Below are 16,646 nucleotides of genomic sequence, written 5' to 3'. Positions count from 1 at the left end.
TTTGTGCTGTGGTCGGCGGATCAGTGCGGATGGAAAGTCACGCGGGATGGCACAGTCTTGAACTGGCCCATCGCGCTCCACCACGGCATCAGCAGGAAGAAGGCAAAGTAGTACAGGGTGCAGCACTGGGACACAATGGTGCCGACCGTGCTGGGCGGCTGGGTGCCCAGATAGCCCAGGGTGATGAAGGACAGGCCGAACACCAGGTACACGTATTTGTGCCAGTCCGGACGGTAGCGGATGGACTTCACCGGCGAGTGGTCCAGCCACGGCAGGAAGGCCAGGATCACGACGGAACCGCCGAAGAACACCACGCCCCAGAATTTCGCGTCCAGCACCGACGGCAGCATGCCGACGATGGCCACCAGCGCAATCACGGCGATAACCGCCTTGGTCATGAAGGCCAGGCGCGATTTCAGCCACAGGAAGGCCACGTAGGCGGCCACGGCCACCATCAGCACCCACATGAAGTCGGCCGTGGTGGCGCGCAGCACCGAGTAGAACGGCGTGAAGTACCAGGTCGGCGCGATGTGCAGCGGGGTCTTCAGCGAGTCGCCCGGCAGGAAGTTGTTGTATTCCAGGAAATAGCCGCCCATCTCAGGCGCGAAGAACACCACGGTCGAGAAGATCAGCAGGAAGACCGACACGCCGAACAGGTCGTGCACGGTGTAGTAAGGGTGCGATGGAATCGAGTCGACCGGGTGGCCGTCCGGACCCAGGTTCTCTTTGACTTCGATGCCGTCCGGATTGGACGAGCCCACTTCGTGCAGCGCGATCAGGTGGGCGGCAACCAGGCCCAGCAGGACCAGCGGAATGGCGATCACGTGGAAGGCGAAGAAGCGGTTCAGGGTGGCGTCGGACACCACGTAGTCGCCGCGTATCCACAGCGACAGGTCGGGGCCGATCAGCGGAATGGCGCCGAACAGGTTGACGATCACCTGCGCGCCCCAGTAGGACATCTGGCCCCATGGCAGCAGGTAGCCGAAGAAGGCCTCGGCCATCAGGCACAGGAAGATGGCGAAACCGAACAGCCAGATCAGTTCGCGGGGCTTGCGGTAGGAACCGTACAGCAGGCCGCGCGTCATGTGCAGGTAGACGATGATGAAGAAGGCGGAGGCGCCGGTCGAGTGCATATAGCGCACCAGCCAGCCCCACGGCACTTCGCGCATGATGTATTCCACCGAGCCGAAGGCCAGGTTGGCGTCCGGCTTGTAGTGCATGGTCAGGAAGATGCCGGTGACGATCTGCAGCACCAGCACCAGCATGGCCAGCGAGCCGAAGATGTACCAGAAGTTGAAGTTTTTCGGGGCGTAGTACTTGCCCCACTGGTCATTCCACAGCTTGCTCAGCGGAAAGCGGTCATCGACCCAGCCCAGCGCTTTTTGCGCGGCCGGAGCGTTGGCGGGGAGTTTCGTCTCTTTGAAAGCAGCCATGGTTTATGCCTCGCCTTTCTCGTCTTTGCCGATCACCAGCTTGGTGTCGCCCATATACATATGGCGTGGAACCTGCAGATTGTCCGGCGCCGGCTTGTTCTTGTAGACGCGGCCGGCCATGTCGAAGGTCGAACCGTGGCATGGGCACAGGAAGCCGCCTTCCCAGTCGTCCGGCAGCGAAGGCTGCGGTCCCGGGGTGAATTTCGACGACGGCGAGCAGCCGAGGTGGGTGCAAATGCCCACGGCGACCAGGATTTCGGGTTTGATGGAGCGGTGTTCGTTGCGGCAGTATTCCGGGGTGAACTCCTCGGGATTGCGCTTGGAGTCGGCGTCGGCCACTTTGCCGTCGGTCTTTTTCAGCGACGCCACCATTTCCGGCGTGCGCTTGAGGATCCAGACCGGCTTGCCGCGCCACTCGACAGTGCGCATTTCGCCCGGCTGCAGCGTGGAGATATCGACTTCGACAGGTGCGCCGGCCGCTTTCGCTCGCTCGGACGGCTGGAAAGTGCTTACCAGTACACCGGCGGTGGACAGTCCAACCACGCCACCTGCCGCGCATGTTGCGGCGATCAAGCCACGACGGCCAGAATCGACCTGCTTATCGTTACTCATACCAAACCCCAATCATCAAATTGCGAAATAGTTATTATGCGTTAACCAAGCTTCCAGCAACCTTCGATTATAGGTGAAGCCAAAACCGTTTTAAAGCGAAACGTTGCATTTGTCTAAATTCCGCCCCAACACGATCGCCTTAGACTATCGACCAGTTGCTAAAAAACACGTTATGATCAGCCACACAACATAGCAAGGAGTACACCATGGGCATGATGCAGGAATTCAAAGACTTCGCCATGAAGGGCAATGTGGTCGACCTGGCGGTCGGCGTGATCGTCGGCGCGGCCTTCAGCAAGATCGTCGACTCGCTGGTGCAGGACATCATCATGCCGCCGATCGGCAAGCTGATCGGCGGACTGGACTTCGCCAACTACTACCTGCCGCTGAACGGCCAGGCCGCCAGCCTGAGCCTGGCCGAAGCCAAGAAACTGGGCGCCGTGCTGGCGTACGGTAACTTTCTGACCATCCTGTTAAACTTTGTCATCCTGGCGTTCATCATCTTCCAGATGGTGCGCCTGCTGCAGAAAGCCCGCAAAGCCGAACCCGTCGCGGTGGAGGCGCCGGCGCCGACCGCCGAGGACATCCTGCTGCTGCGCGAAATCCGCGACGCACTGAAAAAATAAGCCGGACGGCACGCAGACCGTCCCGGCGGCAACCCCAAGGGCGGTGACATGCGACGACTGTGGTTATTGTTTGCTCAGGTGGTGACCGTGGTCCTGGCGCTGTACTTCGTGCACAGCGCCATGCGGCCGGACTGGCCCGGCCTGCCCGGATGGTCCGGACTATCCGGCGGCGCGGCCCCGGCGCCGCAGTCTGGCGCCGCCCGCAGCGCCTTACTCGGCGGCAATTCCCCGCCCTCCCCCGGTTCCTACCGCGCGGCCGCCGCGCTGGCCATGCCGGCGGTGGTCAACGTGCTCACCACCAAGGCCCCGCGCCGCAAGCATCCGCTGACGCGCGACCCCTTCTTCAAAAAATTCTTCGGCGACCGCGACCGTGACGGCGACGAGGACGACCAGTCCAGCCTGGGCTCGGGCGTCATCGTCAGCGCCCAGGGCTACATCCTCACCAACAACCACGTGGTGGACGCCGCCGACGAGATCCAGGTGGTGCTGGCCGACGGCCGCAAGGCCGCCGCCAAGGTGGTGGGCACCGACCCGGAAACCGACCTGGCCGTGATCAAGGTGGACCTCGACAAGCTGCCGGTAATCGTACTGGGCCAGGCCGACCAGGCACGCGTGGGCGACGTGGTGCTGGCCATCGGCAACCCCTTCGGCGTGGGCCAGACCGTGACCATGGGCATTATTTCCGCCCTGGGGCGCAACAATCTGCACATCAACAACTTTGAAAACTTCATCCAGACCGACGCCGCCATCAATTTCGGCAACTCGGGCGGCGCGCTGATCGACACCAGCGGCAAGCTGCTGGGCATCAACTCGGCGATTTACTCGCAGACCGGCGGCTCGGTCGGCATCGGCTTCGCCATCCCGGTCTCCACCGCGAAAACCGTGATGGATGCCATCATCGCCTCCGGCCACGTGGTGCGCGGCTGGATAGGGGTGGAGTCGCAGGAGATCACACCCGAGCTGGCCGACAGCTTCGGCCTCAAGGTGCAGACCGGCGCCATCATCGCCGGCGTGGTGCGCAACGGCCCGGCCGACAAGGGCGGCATGAAGCCGGGCGACATCCTGCTGTCGGTCGAAGGCAAGACCGTGGCCGACACCAACGACATGCTGAACCTGATCGCCCAGCTGCCGCCGGGCGAAAAAGCTACAATGCGGGTGCTGCGCAAGAGCCGCGAGACGGAGCTTGCCATCACCGTGGGCAAGCGCCCTGTTTCACGCTAACCATCCCTATCCCCTATGCACCTGCGCGACCTGAAGAACTACCTCACCGAACTGGCCGACAACAACAACCGCCCCTGGTTCATCATGAACAAGCCGCGCTACGACATCCTGCGCGAAGAATTCCTGGAGGTGGTCACCCAGGTCATCGCCGAGCTGGGCAAGTTCGACCCGGCGGTGAAGTTCTGCAATCCGAAGAAGGCCATGTTCCGCATCAACCGCGACGTGCGCTTCGCCCACGACAAGAGCCCGTACAAGACGCGCTTCTCGGCCGCCATCGCGCCCAACGACATGCGCCGCCCGTCCAAGGCGGGCGGCCCGACCTATTACTTCCAGCTGGACGGCGAAGGCCGTTTGCTGTTCGGCGCCGGCGAGTACATGCCGCCGCCGGAGCGCACCAAGGCGCTGCGCCGCCACATGGTGGAAGACGCGGCCGGCTTTTCCAAGGCGCTGAAGAACAAGGCGCTGAAGGCGCGCTACGGCACCATCCAGGACGAAGGCAAGCTGCAGCGCCCGCCCAAGGGCTTCGACGCGGACCATGAGCACATCGAGTTCATCAAGCTGAAAAGCTTCTTCGTGTGGACCGAGATGCAGCTGGACCTGAACAAGCCGGACCTGCTGCTGCCACTGATCGCCAACGGCCTGAAGGACGCCTACCCCCTGGTGACCTGGATGCGCTCGGCCAAGGTGGAAGAAGAAGAAACCGAAGCCTGAGCGGCTTCCCGCGCCAGCCACTGCTCGATAAACTCCACGCACACCCGCACCTTGGCCGAGGTGGACAGCCGCGACGCGAACACGGCCCACACGTCGGCCGGCTGCGCGTAGGCCGGCAGCACCCGTTGCAGCTCGCCGCGCGCCAGCGCCGGCCCCACGTCCCACACCGAACGCAGGATGATGCCGTGGCCGTCCAGCGCCCACTGGTGCACGATCTCGCCGTTATTGGCCGATAGCGCCCCCGCCACCTTCACCGCTTCCACGCCGTCCGGGCCGGCCAGCAGCCAGCGTCCAACGTCCTGGTCGCGCTCGCGGATGACGATGCAGCGGTGCTGCGCCAGCTCGGCCAGCGTGGCCGGCGCGCCGTGCCGCGCCAGGTAGGACGGCGCCGCGCACAGCACCCGCTGGTTGGCGGCGATGCGGCGCGCCATCAGGTGGGGCTCGTGCGCCTCGCCCACGCGGATATCAAGATGGAAGCCTTCGCCTATCAGGTCCACCGGACGGTCCAGCAGTTCCAGTTGCACCTCCAGCGCAGGATAGCGCAGCGCCAGCGCCGAGATGGCGGGCGCCACGCGGTTGCGGCCGAAACCGGAGCTGGTGCAGATGCGCAGCAGGCCGCTGGGCGCGCTCTGCCCGCTCGAGACCGCGTCGCGCATCTGGTCCACGTCCTCCAGTATCCGCAGCGCCCACTGCAGCACCACGCCGCCCTGCTCCGTCACGGCCACGCTGCGCGTGGTCCGGTGCAGCAGCTTCACCTGCAGCGACTGCTCCAGCAGCGCGATGCGCTTGCTGACATAGGCATTCGACACGCCCAGGGAGCGGGCGGCGGCGGCAAAGCCGCGCTCGCGCACCAAGGTGGAAAACAGGCGCAGATCGGCCAGCAGGGGTTGATTGTTCACGATGTGTGCACGCCGGGATTACGAATCAGCCGATTATAGCGCTGCCGATTAACGCTATGCTGGATCCCACATCAACCGGAGGATCCATGAAAACGCACCGCATCGCAGTCATCGCCGGCGACGGCATAGGCCAGGAAGTCATGCCGGAAGGCCTGCGCGCCGTCCAGGCCGCAGCGCGCAAGCACAAGCTCGCGCTGGAATTCACCACCTTTGAATGGGCCGACTGCAGCTACTACGCCCGGCACGGCAAGATGATGCCGGACGACTGGTTCGCCCAGCTGAAGGACTTCGACGCCATCTACTTCGGCGCCGTCGGCTGGCCGGACACGGTGCCCGACCATGTTTCGCTGTGGGGCTCGCTCATCAAGTTCCGCCGCGAGTTCGACCAGTATGTGAACCTGCGCCCGGTGCGCCTGATGCCGGGCGTGCCCTGCCCGCTGGCCAACAAGCAGCCCGGCGACATCGATTTCTACGTGGTGCGCGAGAACACCGAGGGCGAATACTCGTCCGTGGGCGGCCGCATCTTCGAAGGCACGGAGCGCGAAACGGTGCTGCAGGAGGCGGTGTTCACGCGCAAGGGCGTGGACCGCATCCTGAAGTACGCCTTCGAGCTGGCGCAGAGCCGCCCGAAAAAACACCTGACCTCGGCCACCAAGTCCAACGGCATCGCCATCAGCATGCCTTACTGGGACGAGCGGGTGAAGAAAATGGCGGGCGAGTACCCCGAGGTGCGCTGGGACCAGTACCACATCGACATCCTGGCGGCGCGCTTCGTGCTCAGCCCCGAGCGCTTCGACGTGGTGGTGGCCTCCAACCTGTTCGGCGACATCCTGTCCGACCTGGGGCCGGCCTGCACCGGCACCATAGGCATAGCGCCGTCGGCCAACCTGAACCCGGAGCGCGTGTTCCCCTCGCTGTTCGAGCCGGTGCACGGCTCGGCGCCCGACATCGCGGGCAAGAACATCGCCAACCCCGTGGCCATGATCTGGTCCGGCGCGCTGATGCTGGACTTCCTCGGCCAAGGCGACGCCGCCCAGCAGGCCACCTTCCAGGCCGCGCAGGGCGACATCATGCGCGCCATCGAGACCGTGCTGGTGGATGGCCCGCGCACGCCCGACATGGGCGGCACGGCCAGCACCACCGACATGGGAAAGGCGGTGGCCGCGCTGATTTAAGTGCCTTAATTTGCAGTTCATGTCGCCGAATTGGCAGTTCGTCGCACTCCGGTGGAGTGCCGCCGTGTGTTTATCTATAGTTCACTCAACGCAAACGCAAACACACACGCAGCACCCACCAGACAAGGAGAAACATCATGAACATCGCTAAAAACATGGAAGCCATCTTCATCGCCGCAGTAGCCCTGGCCAGCGTCGCCAGCTTCGCTACCGCCGCCGTGCCGGTGACCGCACCGGCCGCTCCCGCCGCCGTGGTGGCCAAGGCTCCCGCCGCCGCCATGCCCGTGGTGACGATTACCGCCAAACGGCTGAGCGCCGCCGAAAAAGCAGCGCTCGCCAACTAACGCAGTATCTGCCCAGCAGGCAGCACACCACTTCCACGGAGCACGCAATGAACAACTTTATCAGCGCAACGATGATGGCAGCCACCCTGTACGCGGCGCACGGCGCCACCATCGCACAGGAGATGGCCAGCGAAAGCCGCCGCATCGATGCGCGTGCCGTGAAGGTGGTGCTCGACGGCGTCATCAGCCTCAATGTCAAGCAGGGCGCGACCGCCTCGCTGGTGGTCAGCGGCGACAAGCGCTACCTGACCAAGGTGACTGTGGTGCAGAACGGCGACACGCTGCGCATCGGCACGGAACTGAACGGCGTGCAGCTGCACAACCACCAGCTGCGCGCTGAACTGACGCTGCCCAATCTGCGCGAACTGGTGTCGGCCGGCGTGGGCTCGGCCGACGTGAGCGGCTTCACCGGCGACGAAATGCGCCTGGCGCTCGAAGGCGCGGGCGCCGTCAACGTCACCTCGCGCTACCGCAACGTGAACGCCAGACTGACCGGCGTGGGCAGCATGCACCTGAACGCCGGCGAGGCTGAAACAGTCGGCCTGGATTTGCGCGGCGCGGGGCAGATCGTGGTCAGCGGCCAAAGCAAAAGCCTGAACGCCAAGCTGGGCGGCATCGGCAGCCTGGACGCGCAGCAGCTGCGCGCCGACAGCGTGGACGTGGACCTGAGCGGCCTGGGCGGCGCCACGGTGTACGCCAAGACCAGCGCCAATCTGCGCCTGACCGGCCTGGGTTCGGCCACCGTGTACGGCAAGCCCGCCAACCGCAGCGCCAGCGCGCGCGGCCTGGGCAGCGTGGCCTGGAACTAGTGCGCGCCGGCGGCCGGCAGCATCACTTTACCCAGCTGTATCAGGGCCGGCCCGAGCAGCACCATCATCAGCGTGGGGAAGATGCAGAAGATCAGCGGGAACAGCATCTTCAGCGCGATCTTCGCCGCCGCCTCTTCCGCCATCATGCTGCGCTTGCCGCGCAAATTCTCCGCATGCACCCGCAGCGAGTCGCCCATGCTGGTGCCGAAGCGCTCGGACTGGATCAGCATGGCCACCAGCGTGTCCACGTCCTCCACGCCGCTGCGCAGCGCCAGGTTGCGCAAGGCCCGCTCCTTGCTGAAGCCGGCCCGCATTTCCATCAGCACCAGCTGCAGCTCCTGCGCCAGCACCACGCTCTTGAGGTGCACCTCGCCGGCCACCTTGGCCAGCGCGCGCTCCAGGCTCAGGCCCGCCTCCACGCACACCGTCAGCAAGTCCAGCGCGTCCGGCAGATGCTCGAAGATGTCGCGCTGGCGCGCGGCGGCGGTGCGCGCCAGCAGCACGTTGGGCAGGTAGTAGCCCAGCGCCGCTGAACCCAGCAGCGCGGCCAGCCAGCCGCGCCCCACGGCGCCGCCCGGCGCGTCCGCCGACAAGGCCCAGGCCAGCACGGCCAGCAGCGCCGGCAACAGCAGCGACAGCAGCGTCTTGGCCGCGAAGTACAGCGTGGGCGCCGAGGCGTGGCGCCAGCCTGCCGTCATGAAGCGGGTGCGCAGCGGCGAACGCTCCCAGCCCTCCTCCGGCAGCGACAGCCGCACAAAGGGCTGCGCCACCTTGGCCGCCTTCTCCACCCAGCCGGACGGCGCGTCCACGCGGCTCTCCGGCAGCGCGTGCGCAGCCAGGCGCTGGCGCAGCGCGCCGGGGACCAGCAGCGCCATGGCCGCCAGCGCCACCAGCGCCACCACCACGAAGACCACCAGCAGGAACAGCAGGTGGTTCAGGTCCAGTGCCGGCGCGTTCACAGGCGTATCCTGATCAGCTGGCGCATCCACAGCAGCCCGGCCAGCATGGCCCCGGCGCCGTACCACAGCATTTTCACGCCGCCCGGGTCGGTCCACAGCACGCTGATGTACTCGTAGCTGGTGAGCGACATCATGGCGATGGCGCCCAGCGGCAGCAAGCCCAGTATCCAGGCCGACATGCGGCCCTCGGCCGTGAGCACGCGGATCTGCCCCAGCAGGCGCAGGCGGGCGCGCACCATGCGCGCGATATTGCCCAGCAATTCAGCCAGATTGCCGCCCGACTCGCGCTGGATCAGCACCGCGATCACCAGGTAGCGCAGATCGGTCAGCGGAATGCGCGCGCCCAGGTTGTGCAAGGCTTCGTTCATCGGCACGCCGTAGTTGATCTCCTCGTAGGCGGTGCGGAATTCGCTGCCTATGGGCTCCGGCATCTCGTTGCCCACCATGTGCAGCACGTTGGCGAAGGAGTGGCCGGCGCGCAGAGCGCGGCTGAGGAAGTCCGCCGCCTCGGGCAACTGCTCCTGCAGCCTGGCCAGGCGCGCGCTGCGCGCCCGGTATAGCAGCAGCGCCGGCGCCAGCAAGGCCGCCGCGAGGGCCAGCAGGTGCGCGGGGCGCGGCAGGCCGGCCAGCGGCGGCGCCACGGCGGCGGCCAGCAGCAGCCCGGCCTGCACACCCAGCAGGCGCGCCACGCTCCAGCCCATTCCCGCCTGCAGCAGCAGCCGGTCCAGCAGCACCGCCAGCGGCAGCAGCCGGGGACGCCGCAGCAGCGCTTCCAGCCAGGGCGCGGCGCTGTAGCGGCGCTGCTTGAGGATGGTGACGCGCGGCGCCAGGGCGCCGTCCTCGCCGCGCGCGGCCATCAGCTCCAGGCGGCGCGCTATGCGGCGCGCGCCGCCGCCGTGCGTGCCGGACCACCAGAGCCAGGCGCCCTCGATCAGCAGGATCACGGCGGCGAACAGCAGCACGGCAAATGCGGAAAAGACCAGGTCCATGGCAGCTCCTGTGAAGGGACGGACGGCGTGCTTACTCGTAAATCTTGTCCGGGTCGAAGGCGCTGTCCGGCACGGCCGCGCCGAACATGCGCAGCCGGTCCGCAAAGCGCGGCCGCACGCCGGTGGCGCGGAACTGGCCCTGCACCTTGCCCTCGGCGTCCACGCCGGTTTGCTCGTAGCGGAAAATCTCGTGCATGGCGATCATGTCGCCCTCCATGCCGGTGATCTCCTGCAGGCTGACCAGCTTGCGCGCGCCGTCGGTCAGGCGCGACACCTGCATCACCACCGTCAACGCCGAGCAGATCTGCTGGCGGGTGGCGCGCGGCGTGAGCGTGAGCCCCGCCATGCCGACCATATTCTCCAGCCGCGACAAGGCGTCGCGCGGCGAATTGGAGTGGATGGTGGCCAGCGAGCCCTCGTGGCCGGTGTTCATGGCCTGCAGCATGTCGACCGCCTCGGCGCCGCGCACCTCTCCCAGGACGATGCGGTCCGGCCGCATGCGCAGCGCGTTGCGCACCAGCGCGCGCTGCGTGACCTCGCCCTTGCCCTCGATATTGGGCGGCCGCGTTTCCAGCCGCACCACGTGCGGCTGGCGCAGCTGCAGCTCGGCCGCGTCCTCGATGGTGACCACGCGCTCGCTGCCGGGAATGAAGCCGGACAGCACGTTGAGCAAGGTGGTCTTGCCGCTGCCGGTGCCGCCCGAAATAAGGATGTTGATCTTGGCGTGGCCCAGCGCCTCCAGCACCTGGACCATGGGCGGGGTGACGCTCTTGTAGGCCAGCAGATTGGCCATCGTCAGCGGCTGCACGGCGAAGCGGCGGATCGACAGCATGGGACCGTCGATCGCCAGCGGCGGGATGATGGCGTTCACGCGCGAGCCGTCCGGCAGGCGCGCGTCCACCATGGGGCTCGATTCGTCGATGCGGCGCCCCACGCGCGAGACGATCTTCTCGATGATCTTCATCAGGTGGGCGTTGTCGTGGAAGGTCACGCCGCTCAGTTCAAGCCGGCCTCCCCGCTCCACATACACTTTGGCCCAGGTGTTGACCAGGATGTCGGACACGCCGGCGTCCGCCAGCAGCGGCTCGAGCGGGCCGAAGCCCAGCATCTCGTGCTGGATGTCGAGCACCAGGCGGTGCCGCTCCTGCTGGTTCAGAACGATGCGCTCGTCCTCGATCACGCGCTGCACCAGCAGCGCCAGCTCGTGCTTGAACTGCTCCGGCGTGAGCCGCTTCAGGCGCTCCAGGTCGATGCGGTCCAGGATGGTCTGGTGCATGGTCTTGCGCAGCGCCTGGTAGGCCGCGTCGGGCAGGCTGCCCATGGCCCCCGGATGCAGGCCGACCACGCCGGCGCTGCCCCTTGTTTCGTCGCCACTGGCCAGGCGTTCGCGCAAACTCATGATCTTCTCCTCGTATGGGTTACAGGTCGAACTAGAGTTCAGACTCGCTGCGGCCGAACAGGCGGTCGAACAGGCCCTTGCTTTCCGGGACGCGGCGCGCCGTCACCACTTCCACCAGGTCGGCCAGGCTGCGCGCCACCGGGCTGCTGCGCGAGAGCTGCAGCAGCGGCACGCCCTGGTTGACCGAATCGGTGGCGGACAGGTAGTCGTTCGGCACCGTGTGCATCACCTCCGCGCCCAGCGCCTGTTCCAGGTCGGCCAGGCGCAGCTTGCCGCCGCGCTCGTAGCGGTTGACGATCAGGCGGATGCGTTCGCCCGGATAGCCGAGCGAGCGGAAGATGTCGAGCAGGCGGCGGCCGTCGCGGATGTCCGGCAGCGCCAGTTGCAGCACCGGATAGATGGCGTCCGCGCTGTCGAGCGCGCGCAGCGAGATGGCGTCGATCTGGCGCCCCACGTCCAGCACGATGTAGTCGTAGTGCTGGCGCGCCACGCGCATGATGGCGTCCATGTGCTCCGGCTTCATGGTCCCGGCCTGGTGCGGATCGTCGGCCGCCGCCAGCACGCCGAAATTGGGCGTGACGTGCACCAGGCAGGAATCGAGGAAGGCGCCGTCCATGCGCGCGATCTGCGCGCAGATGTCGGACAGCGTCATGGCCGGCTTCTGGTCCGACACGTACAGGGTGGCGTCGCCGAACTGGCCGTGCAGGTCGATCAGCAGCACCTTGCGCTCGGCCAGCACCGCCAGCGCGTAGCCGAAATTGGTGGCCAGGAAGGTGGCGCCGCTGCCGCCCTTGCAGGAGATGAAGGCCAGCGCCTTGCCGTCGCGCATATGGGCCACGCCGGTCTCCACCTCGATGCGGTCCATCGCCTCGTGGAAGGCGCGGTGCACCAGCGGCAGCGGCAGCACCTCGCGCATGCCGGCGCGCATGGCGCGTATCAGCAGCTCCTGCTGCGGCCCGCGCGTGAGCAGCATGCAGCAGGCGCGCGGATAGTGCTTGACCAGGCGCTCGACCAGCTCGGCCTCCTCCGGCTGCACCTCGCTGGCGTCGAGTATCACCAGTTCGGGCGCCTCGGCCAGCACGCGCTCGACCGCGTCGCGCAGGCCCAGGCGCGAGGCCACCAGCTGCACCGCTGGCATGCGCGCCGATCCCTGCGCCGCCACTTCGGCGTGCAGCAGATTGTCGCGGCTTATGATCAAGGCTTTCATGGTCATTCCTTCCTCAAATGGTGCGCCGTGTCAGGGAGGCGGCGGGGCAGGCGCGGCGCACAGCGCGCTGCCCGGCTGGTATCCCAGCGCGCCGGCGCGCGCCGTGGAATCCGAGGGCGGCAAGGCCAGGCCTTGCCAGTCCATGCGCGGCAAAGGCGGCAGCAGCGGCTGGAACGGCACCGGCTGGCAGCTGGCTGCGTCGGCCGGGCTGCAGATGCGGGCGCGCACAAAGCGGATGCAGTCGCTGCCGTTCGGGTTGCGCAGGCAGTACAGCAGGTTCAGCGCCGGGCACGGCGCGCGCGCGCCCTGCGCTACCGGCTGCAGCGCGCCGGCTGCGTCCTGCCACAGGTACTCGATGCGCAGATAGCTGCCGTCGACCGGCGCTCCCATCGCCAGCGCACCGGCGCCGGCGCGCAGCAGCGCGCGCTGGCGCAGCTGTTCCATCGCCGCCGCGTCGTTGTAGTCGGTGACGGCGGCGGCGCGCACGGCGGCGCGCGTGACTGCCTGCAGCGTGTTCCACAGATAGACCAGGCGGGCGCACTCCAGCAGACCGTACATCACCACCAGGAACAGCGGCAGCGCGAGCACCAGCTCGACCAGCACGGCGCCGGCCGCACGGCGTTCAGTTTTCATAGCGCAGCACCACGTCCGTCCGCAGCAGCAAGCCGTCGTGGCCCAGCAGAAAGCCGCTCAGGCCATCCCACTGGGCGGCGCGCACGGTCAGCAGCATGCTCACCCTGATACGCTGCGGCAAACTGGCGGCGACGCCGCAGGCGGCATCGCACACCACGGCCAGGCTCAGATCCGAGGTGTCGACATGCTCGCTCTCCAGCTGCGCCAGGACCTGGGCGCGCACCGCCGCCTCCGCCTGCTGATAACTGGCCACCTTGCCCATCTGCAGGCGCGGCAGCGACGCCATCCGGCTCGCCGCCGCGTAGGCCGCTTTTTCCAGCAGCATCTGCTGGCGCATGGCGCGCCCCACCGTCAGCACGCAAGGCGCGACCCAATACGTCAGCAGCAGGATCAGCGCCAGCTCCACCAGGATGGCGCCGCGCGCGCGGCCCCTGCGCAGCGCCGTCTTCATCGGTACAGCTCCACACTGCCGCCCAGATCGTTTTCATCGGCCACGCCGATAAATTCGCCGTACACGCCGGCCGGGCCGGCTTGCGCCGTCATCAGGAAGCGGCCCAGCGCCAGGGCCGGCGCCTGCGTGTCGGCGCCGGGCGCCACCGGGCATTGCAGCAGCGGGATCGTCAGCACGCGCCGCCCAGCGAGGGCCGGCTGGGACGGCGCCAGGAAATAGCTGCCGCTGGTGCGGAAATACGGCGCCGTCGCCGTGTATGCGGGGGCCGAGGGCACCGGGCCGGCAGTCACCGGATACAGGAAGGGCCACTGGCTGCGGAGGATGGCCGCGCCGCCCGCAGCCTGTTTGGCGGGGCCGTATGTCCACAGCGGGCCATACGCGGCCGCATCGGCCGGGCCGGTGGCGCGGTCGGCCACGGTGTTGTATTTCTGGCCGGCCGCTGCCACGGCCGGCTGCGCGCTGGGGCCGGTGGGCGCCGGCACCATCCAGGTCGCGGCGCTGGCCGTGCCGAATTCGCGCACATTGGTGTCCGGCGGCGCGCTGGCCGGCACGCAGGCCAGCGCGCCGCCGCCATACACGCCGAAGCGCGAATTGAGCTGCTCGCCCAGCGTGAAGCCGGCCGGCCGGCGCAGCCTGAGCGTGGCGCCCGTGACGCGCGGCAACTGCACCGTGCCGCTGCACATAAAAGGCGCCAGCACCGCGTCGCCGGTCTGCTGCACCGGCCCCGGTGCGGGGCCGGCATATTGGAAAGGATCGACCAGGAAGTATTCCGCCGTGGTGGTGTTCGCCTCGGCGTTCAGCTTGAGCAGGTTGTAGGACACGCCGTAGCGAAAGCCGTATGTCAGCAGCTCCTGCGCGCCGGCGCCCGCACCGCTGGAGGCGGCGCCGGGATTGATGCGCGTGGTGCTGGCGCCCCCCATGGCGCAGATGGCCAGCGGCGTCACCTGCGCCCGCGCGCGCCCGGCCACGGCGCGGCCCGCCATGGTCAGCTGCCCGGCAACGCCGGCCATGCGCAGGAAGACGGTACCGACCGCGCCAGCGTCCAGCTCCCTGGTGTCCACCTTGGCGTAGGCCACGCCGGCCGGCGCGGCGGCGGCGCCGGCCGCGTCCAGCCAGGCCGCGTCCGGCGCATCCGGGGTGGCGCTGAATCTGAGCGCGGCCGGCTTCCATGACAGCGCCCCTCCCTGATAGCTCTGCTGTTCGGCCACGATGCGGGCCTGGTCGGCGGCAGTGTCCACGCCGGCCGCCGTGCCGTCCAGCGAGCGCGCGGCGGCCAGCGCCGCCGCATCCGCCAGATTTTGCAGGCGGCTCTTCTGCTGGTACAGCAAGGACAGGTCCAGCGCCATGCCGATCACGCACAGCAGTACCGGCAGCAGCAGCGCGAACAGCATGGACAGCACGCCGCGCTGACGCGCCTGGCTGCAGTGGACGGCGCGGCGCATCACTTGGCTCCGCTCACGCCGATGGTGAAGCTGCCCTGCTGCGGCGCCGCTTCGGTGAAACTCTTTTGGTAGCGTCCCTGCGCGTGGGCGGCGGCGCCACCGTCCATGCCGGCCGCCGCCTGGCCGCGCGCGTGGGCCTGGCGGGCCGCGTCCGGGTTGGCGATCTGCAGCGCCAGCGTGGCGCGAGTGGCCTCGCCGAACGGCAGCGGCGCCGCGCCAGCGCCGGACTGCTGCGTGCGCCCGGCCGCACAGCCCGACAGCAGCACGGACAGCAGCACGGACAGCAGCAGCGGCAGCGCGGACCGCTGGCCTGGCAGGAATCGGCGTGGCGTCATGGTTGTCCTCCTTGCGGGCGCGCGCCCAGAAACAGTTCGCCGCGCGCCGGCGGCGCCATGCTGCCGGTGGGCAGCGCCGGTTCGCCCGGCGGCAAGGGCTTGACCAGGTGGGCGGTGATAACAAACAGCAGTTCGCTGCGGTCATGCTGGAAGTCGGTGCTGCGGAACAGCGCACCCAGCACCGGCAGTTCGCCCAGCAGCGGCAAGCCCTTGACGGTGGTGTTCTGGGTGTTGCGTATCAGGCCGCCGATGGCGAAGCTCTGGCCGTCGTACAGCTGCACCGTGGTGGTGGCGCGGCGCGTGGTGATCAGCGGCAGGATGGCGCTGCCGGCAAAGCCGGTGGCGGAAATGCCTATGCCCTCGCGCGCCAGCTCCGACACTTCCGGCGCCACCTTCAGGTTGATGCGCCCGCCGGCCAGCACCGTGGGCGTGAAGCGCAGGCCCACGCCGAACTCCTTTTCCTCCAGCGTGACCTTGTCCTTGTCCTGCGCCACCGGGATGAAGATCTTGCCGCCGGCCAGGAAGCTGCCCTCCTGGCCGCTGATGGCCATCACCGTGGGCTCGGCCAGGATGCGCACCAGGCCGTCCTTGCGCTCGGCGTCCAGCGTGATGCGCTTGCTGTCGCCCTTGCTCAGGTCGAGCCGGCCGCCCGGCAGGCCGGACAGGAAATTGGACAGCACGGTGGCGGCCCAGCCGCCGCCGGCGTAGTGCAGCATCACGCCCGCCTCCAGTTTGTCGAGCAGGTTCTTGGACACCTCGGCGATTTTCACTTCCAGCATCACCTGCTGCGGCGCCGTCACGGCCAGCAGGTTGACCACGCGGCTCAGGTTCGGGCCGGCCGCCGCTGCGGGAGCGCCCGGCGCGGCGGCCGGCGCGGACTGCGCCCCCTTTTCCTCAGCCGCGCGCGCGACGGCCAGCGGCTGCACCGGCCGGCGCACATAGGCCTGCGCCAGCTCCAGCACCTGCACCAGCGTGGCGCCGTCGTCCACCGTGCCGCTCAGCACCAGCGCGTCGCCGGCCGCCGTCACGCGGATGTATTTCTCCTGCGGCAGCAGCTCGGCAAGCGCGCCTTTCAGGCCGGCCACGTCCATGCCCACCACCAGGTCGATCAGGCTGCATTTGCCGCTCTTGCCCTGCACCACCATATTGGTGCTGCCGATATCCACGCCGGCCAGGTAGAGCGTGTCCGGCGCCACCAGCATGGCTTGCGCCACCGCCGGGTTGCCTATGCTGCGGCTGGCCACCGGCTCGGGCAGGCGCAGCAGGGTGGACTTGCCCGGCTGCAGCGCCAGGCTGTGCTGGGCCGGCGTCTCGCCCGAGCAGCGCGGCCCTTCGCCGGCGGGCGCCGCCAGCGCCTGCTGGAAGCAGCAGGCCAGCGTCAGGATGGACAAGGTCTTCATG

Annotated in this window: 18 protein-coding genes; 6 read left to right on the top strand and 12 right to left on the bottom strand. The window is 68.0% G+C overall.

Going from position 1 to position 16,646, the window contains the following annotated elements:
- Positions 1-20 precede the first annotated feature (20 nt).
- Both KT882_RS03250 and petA read right to left on the bottom strand, forming a co-directional pair.
- Positions 21-1,433 carry a cytochrome b gene (locus KT882_RS03250; RefSeq protein ID WP_161074597.1) on the bottom strand — a complete coding sequence of 471 codons (1,413 nt, stop codon included), beginning with the start codon at positions 1,431-1,433 and terminating at the stop codon, positions 21-23.
- A 3-nt stretch (positions 1,434-1,436) separates the two neighbouring features.
- Positions 1,437-2,045, bottom strand: coding sequence for a ubiquinol-cytochrome c reductase iron-sulfur subunit (petA, locus tag KT882_RS03245; protein ID WP_161074598.1), 609 nt, complete (start codon positions 2,043-2,045; stop codon positions 1,437-1,439).
- Positions 2,046-2,251: 206 nt separating this feature from the next.
- On the opposite strand from petA, the gene mscL reads away from it, so the two are divergent.
- From mscL to KT882_RS03230, 3 genes are read left to right on the top strand one after another with little or no spacing between them, the layout of a single operon-like run.
- Positions 2,252-2,671: a large conductance mechanosensitive channel protein MscL gene (gene mscL / locus KT882_RS03240; RefSeq protein ID WP_161074599.1), complete on the top strand. Its 420-nt coding sequence runs from the start codon at positions 2,252-2,254 to the stop codon at positions 2,669-2,671.
- Positions 2,672-2,719: 48 nt separating this feature from the next.
- Positions 2,720-3,892, top strand: a complete 1,173-nt coding sequence (locus KT882_RS03235) for a S1C family serine protease (RefSeq protein ID WP_161074600.1) — start codon at positions 2,720-2,722, stop codon at positions 3,890-3,892.
- A 15-nt stretch (positions 3,893-3,907) separates the two neighbouring features.
- On the top strand, positions 3,908-4,603 hold the full coding sequence (locus KT882_RS03230; RefSeq protein WP_161074601.1) for a DUF2461 domain-containing protein: 696 nt from the start codon (positions 3,908-3,910) through the stop codon (positions 4,601-4,603).
- Here the strand turns inward: KT882_RS03230 and KT882_RS03225 are convergent.
- A complete protein-coding gene (locus tag KT882_RS03225; RefSeq protein ID WP_161074602.1) occupies positions 4,543-5,502 on the bottom strand; it encodes a LysR family transcriptional regulator in 960 nt (319 codons plus the stop codon). The two genes, KT882_RS03230 and KT882_RS03225, sit on opposite strands and share 61 nt — an antisense overlap.
- An 86-nt stretch (positions 5,503-5,588) precedes the next feature.
- Between KT882_RS03225 and KT882_RS03220 the strand changes: the two genes are divergently transcribed.
- The 3 genes from KT882_RS03220 (at position 5,589) to KT882_RS03210 (ending at position 7,830) form a co-directional block, all read left to right on the top strand.
- Positions 5,589-6,677 carry a tartrate dehydrogenase gene (locus KT882_RS03220; protein ID WP_228894401.1) on the top strand — a complete coding sequence of 363 codons (1,089 nt, stop codon included), beginning with the start codon at positions 5,589-5,591 and terminating at the stop codon, positions 6,675-6,677.
- A 137-nt stretch (positions 6,678-6,814) separates the two neighbouring features.
- A complete protein-coding gene (locus KT882_RS03215; protein ID WP_161074604.1) occupies positions 6,815-7,021 on the top strand; it encodes a hypothetical protein in 207 nt (68 codons plus the stop codon).
- A 47-nt stretch (positions 7,022-7,068) separates the two neighbouring features.
- Positions 7,069-7,830 (top strand): GIN domain-containing protein, encoded by a 762-nt coding sequence (locus KT882_RS03210; RefSeq protein ID WP_161074605.1) that lies wholly within the window; start codon positions 7,069-7,071, stop codon positions 7,828-7,830.
- On the opposite strand, the gene KT882_RS03205 is transcribed toward KT882_RS03210, so the two are convergent.
- The 9 genes from KT882_RS03205 to KT882_RS03165 are packed head-to-tail and all read right to left on the bottom strand — an operon-like array spanning position 7,827 to position 16,645.
- Positions 7,827-8,774: a type II secretion system F family protein gene (locus KT882_RS03205; RefSeq protein WP_187358824.1), complete on the bottom strand. Its 948-nt coding sequence runs from the start codon at positions 8,772-8,774 to the stop codon at positions 7,827-7,829. The two genes, KT882_RS03210 and KT882_RS03205, sit on opposite strands and share 4 nt — an antisense overlap.
- A gap of 11 nt (positions 8,775-8,785) precedes the next feature.
- On the bottom strand, positions 8,786-9,778 hold the full coding sequence (locus KT882_RS03200) for a type II secretion system F family protein (RefSeq protein ID WP_228894400.1): 993 nt from the start codon (positions 9,776-9,778) through the stop codon (positions 8,786-8,788).
- A 31-nt stretch (positions 9,779-9,809) separates the two neighbouring features.
- Complete coding sequence (locus KT882_RS03195) at positions 9,810-11,177, bottom strand: CpaF family protein (RefSeq protein ID WP_161074607.1); 1,368 nt, start codon at positions 11,175-11,177, stop codon at positions 9,810-9,812.
- A 31-nt stretch (positions 11,178-11,208) separates the two neighbouring features.
- Positions 11,209-12,384 (bottom strand): AAA family ATPase, encoded by a 1,176-nt coding sequence (locus KT882_RS03190; RefSeq protein WP_228894399.1) that lies wholly within the window; start codon positions 12,382-12,384, stop codon positions 11,209-11,211.
- Positions 12,385-12,414: 30 nt separating this feature from the next.
- Entirely contained in the window at positions 12,415-13,017 is a 603-nt protein-coding gene (locus KT882_RS03185) for a TadE family protein (RefSeq protein ID WP_161074609.1), read from the bottom strand.
- The gene (locus KT882_RS03180) at positions 13,007-13,468 is read right to left on the bottom strand and encodes a hypothetical protein (protein WP_161074610.1); all 462 of its coding nucleotides are present in this window, start codon (positions 13,466-13,468) and stop codon (positions 13,007-13,009) included. Before KT882_RS03180 ends, KT882_RS03185 begins: the two co-directional genes overlap by 11 nt.
- Complete coding sequence (locus KT882_RS03175; protein ID WP_228894398.1) at positions 13,465-14,910, bottom strand: pilus assembly protein TadG-related protein; 1,446 nt, start codon at positions 14,908-14,910, stop codon at positions 13,465-13,467. Before KT882_RS03175 ends, KT882_RS03180 begins: the two co-directional genes overlap by 4 nt.
- A complete protein-coding gene (locus tag KT882_RS03170; RefSeq protein ID WP_228894397.1) occupies positions 14,910-15,245 on the bottom strand; it encodes a hypothetical protein in 336 nt (111 codons plus the stop codon). The genes KT882_RS03175 and KT882_RS03170 overlap by 1 nt, the downstream gene beginning before the upstream one ends.
- Entirely contained in the window at positions 15,242-16,645 is a 1,404-nt protein-coding gene (locus KT882_RS03165) for a type II and III secretion system protein family protein (protein ID WP_228894396.1), read from the bottom strand. The genes KT882_RS03170 and KT882_RS03165 overlap by 4 nt, the downstream gene beginning before the upstream one ends.
- Between the last annotated feature and the right edge of the window lies 1 nt (position 16,646).

Source organism: Pseudoduganella aquatica (genome assembly GCF_020865585.1).
GTDB classification, from domain to species: domain Bacteria; phylum Pseudomonadota; class Gammaproteobacteria; order Burkholderiales; family Burkholderiaceae_D; genus Rugamonas; species Rugamonas aquatica_A.
The sequence above is the reverse complement of the archived record's forward strand: the minus strand, read 5'-3'. Positions and strand labels throughout refer to the sequence as shown.

Excerpts from the sequence above, each read along its gene's own strand:
- KT882_RS03170 (WP_228894397.1), bottom strand. The coding sequence starts at position 15,245 with ATGACGCCACGCCGATTCCTGCCAGGCCAGCGGTCCGCGCTGCCGCTG.
- KT882_RS03165 (WP_228894396.1), bottom strand. The coding sequence starts at position 16,645 with ATGAAGACCTTGTCCATCCTGACGCTGGCCTGCTGCTTCCAGCAGGCG.
- KT882_RS03190 (WP_228894399.1), bottom strand. The coding sequence starts at position 12,384 with ATGAAAGCCTTGATCATAAGCCGCGACAATCTGCTGCACGCCGAAGTG.
- KT882_RS03180 (WP_161074610.1), bottom strand. The coding sequence starts at position 13,468 with ATGAAGACGGCGCTGCGCAGGGGCCGCGCGCGCGGCGCCATCCTGGTG.
- KT882_RS03195 (WP_161074607.1), bottom strand. The coding sequence starts at position 11,177 with ATGAGTTTGCGCGAACGCCTGGCCAGTGGCGACGAAACAAGGGGCAGC.
- KT882_RS03215 (WP_161074604.1), top strand. The coding sequence starts at position 6,815 with ATGAACATCGCTAAAAACATGGAAGCCATCTTCATCGCCGCAGTAGCC.
- mscL (WP_161074599.1), top strand. The coding sequence starts at position 2,252 with ATGGGCATGATGCAGGAATTCAAAGACTTCGCCATGAAGGGCAATGTG.
- KT882_RS03175 (WP_228894398.1), bottom strand. The coding sequence starts at position 14,910 with ATGCGCCGCGCCGTCCACTGCAGCCAGGCGCGTCAGCGCGGCGTGCTG.
- KT882_RS03185 (WP_161074609.1), bottom strand. The coding sequence starts at position 13,017 with ATGAAAACTGAACGCCGTGCGGCCGGCGCCGTGCTGGTCGAGCTGGTG.
- KT882_RS03250 (WP_161074597.1), bottom strand. The coding sequence starts at position 1,433 with ATGGCTGCTTTCAAAGAGACGAAACTCCCCGCCAACGCTCCGGCCGCG.
- KT882_RS03200 (WP_228894400.1), bottom strand. The coding sequence starts at position 9,778 with ATGGACCTGGTCTTTTCCGCATTTGCCGTGCTGCTGTTCGCCGCCGTG.
- petA (WP_161074598.1), bottom strand. The coding sequence starts at position 2,045 with ATGAGTAACGATAAGCAGGTCGATTCTGGCCGTCGTGGCTTGATCGCC.
- KT882_RS03230 (WP_161074601.1), top strand. The coding sequence starts at position 3,908 with ATGCACCTGCGCGACCTGAAGAACTACCTCACCGAACTGGCCGACAAC.
- KT882_RS03235 (WP_161074600.1), top strand. The coding sequence starts at position 2,720 with ATGCGACGACTGTGGTTATTGTTTGCTCAGGTGGTGACCGTGGTCCTG.
- KT882_RS03220 (WP_228894401.1), top strand. The coding sequence starts at position 5,589 with ATGAAAACGCACCGCATCGCAGTCATCGCCGGCGACGGCATAGGCCAG.
- KT882_RS03210 (WP_161074605.1), top strand. The coding sequence starts at position 7,069 with ATGAACAACTTTATCAGCGCAACGATGATGGCAGCCACCCTGTACGCG.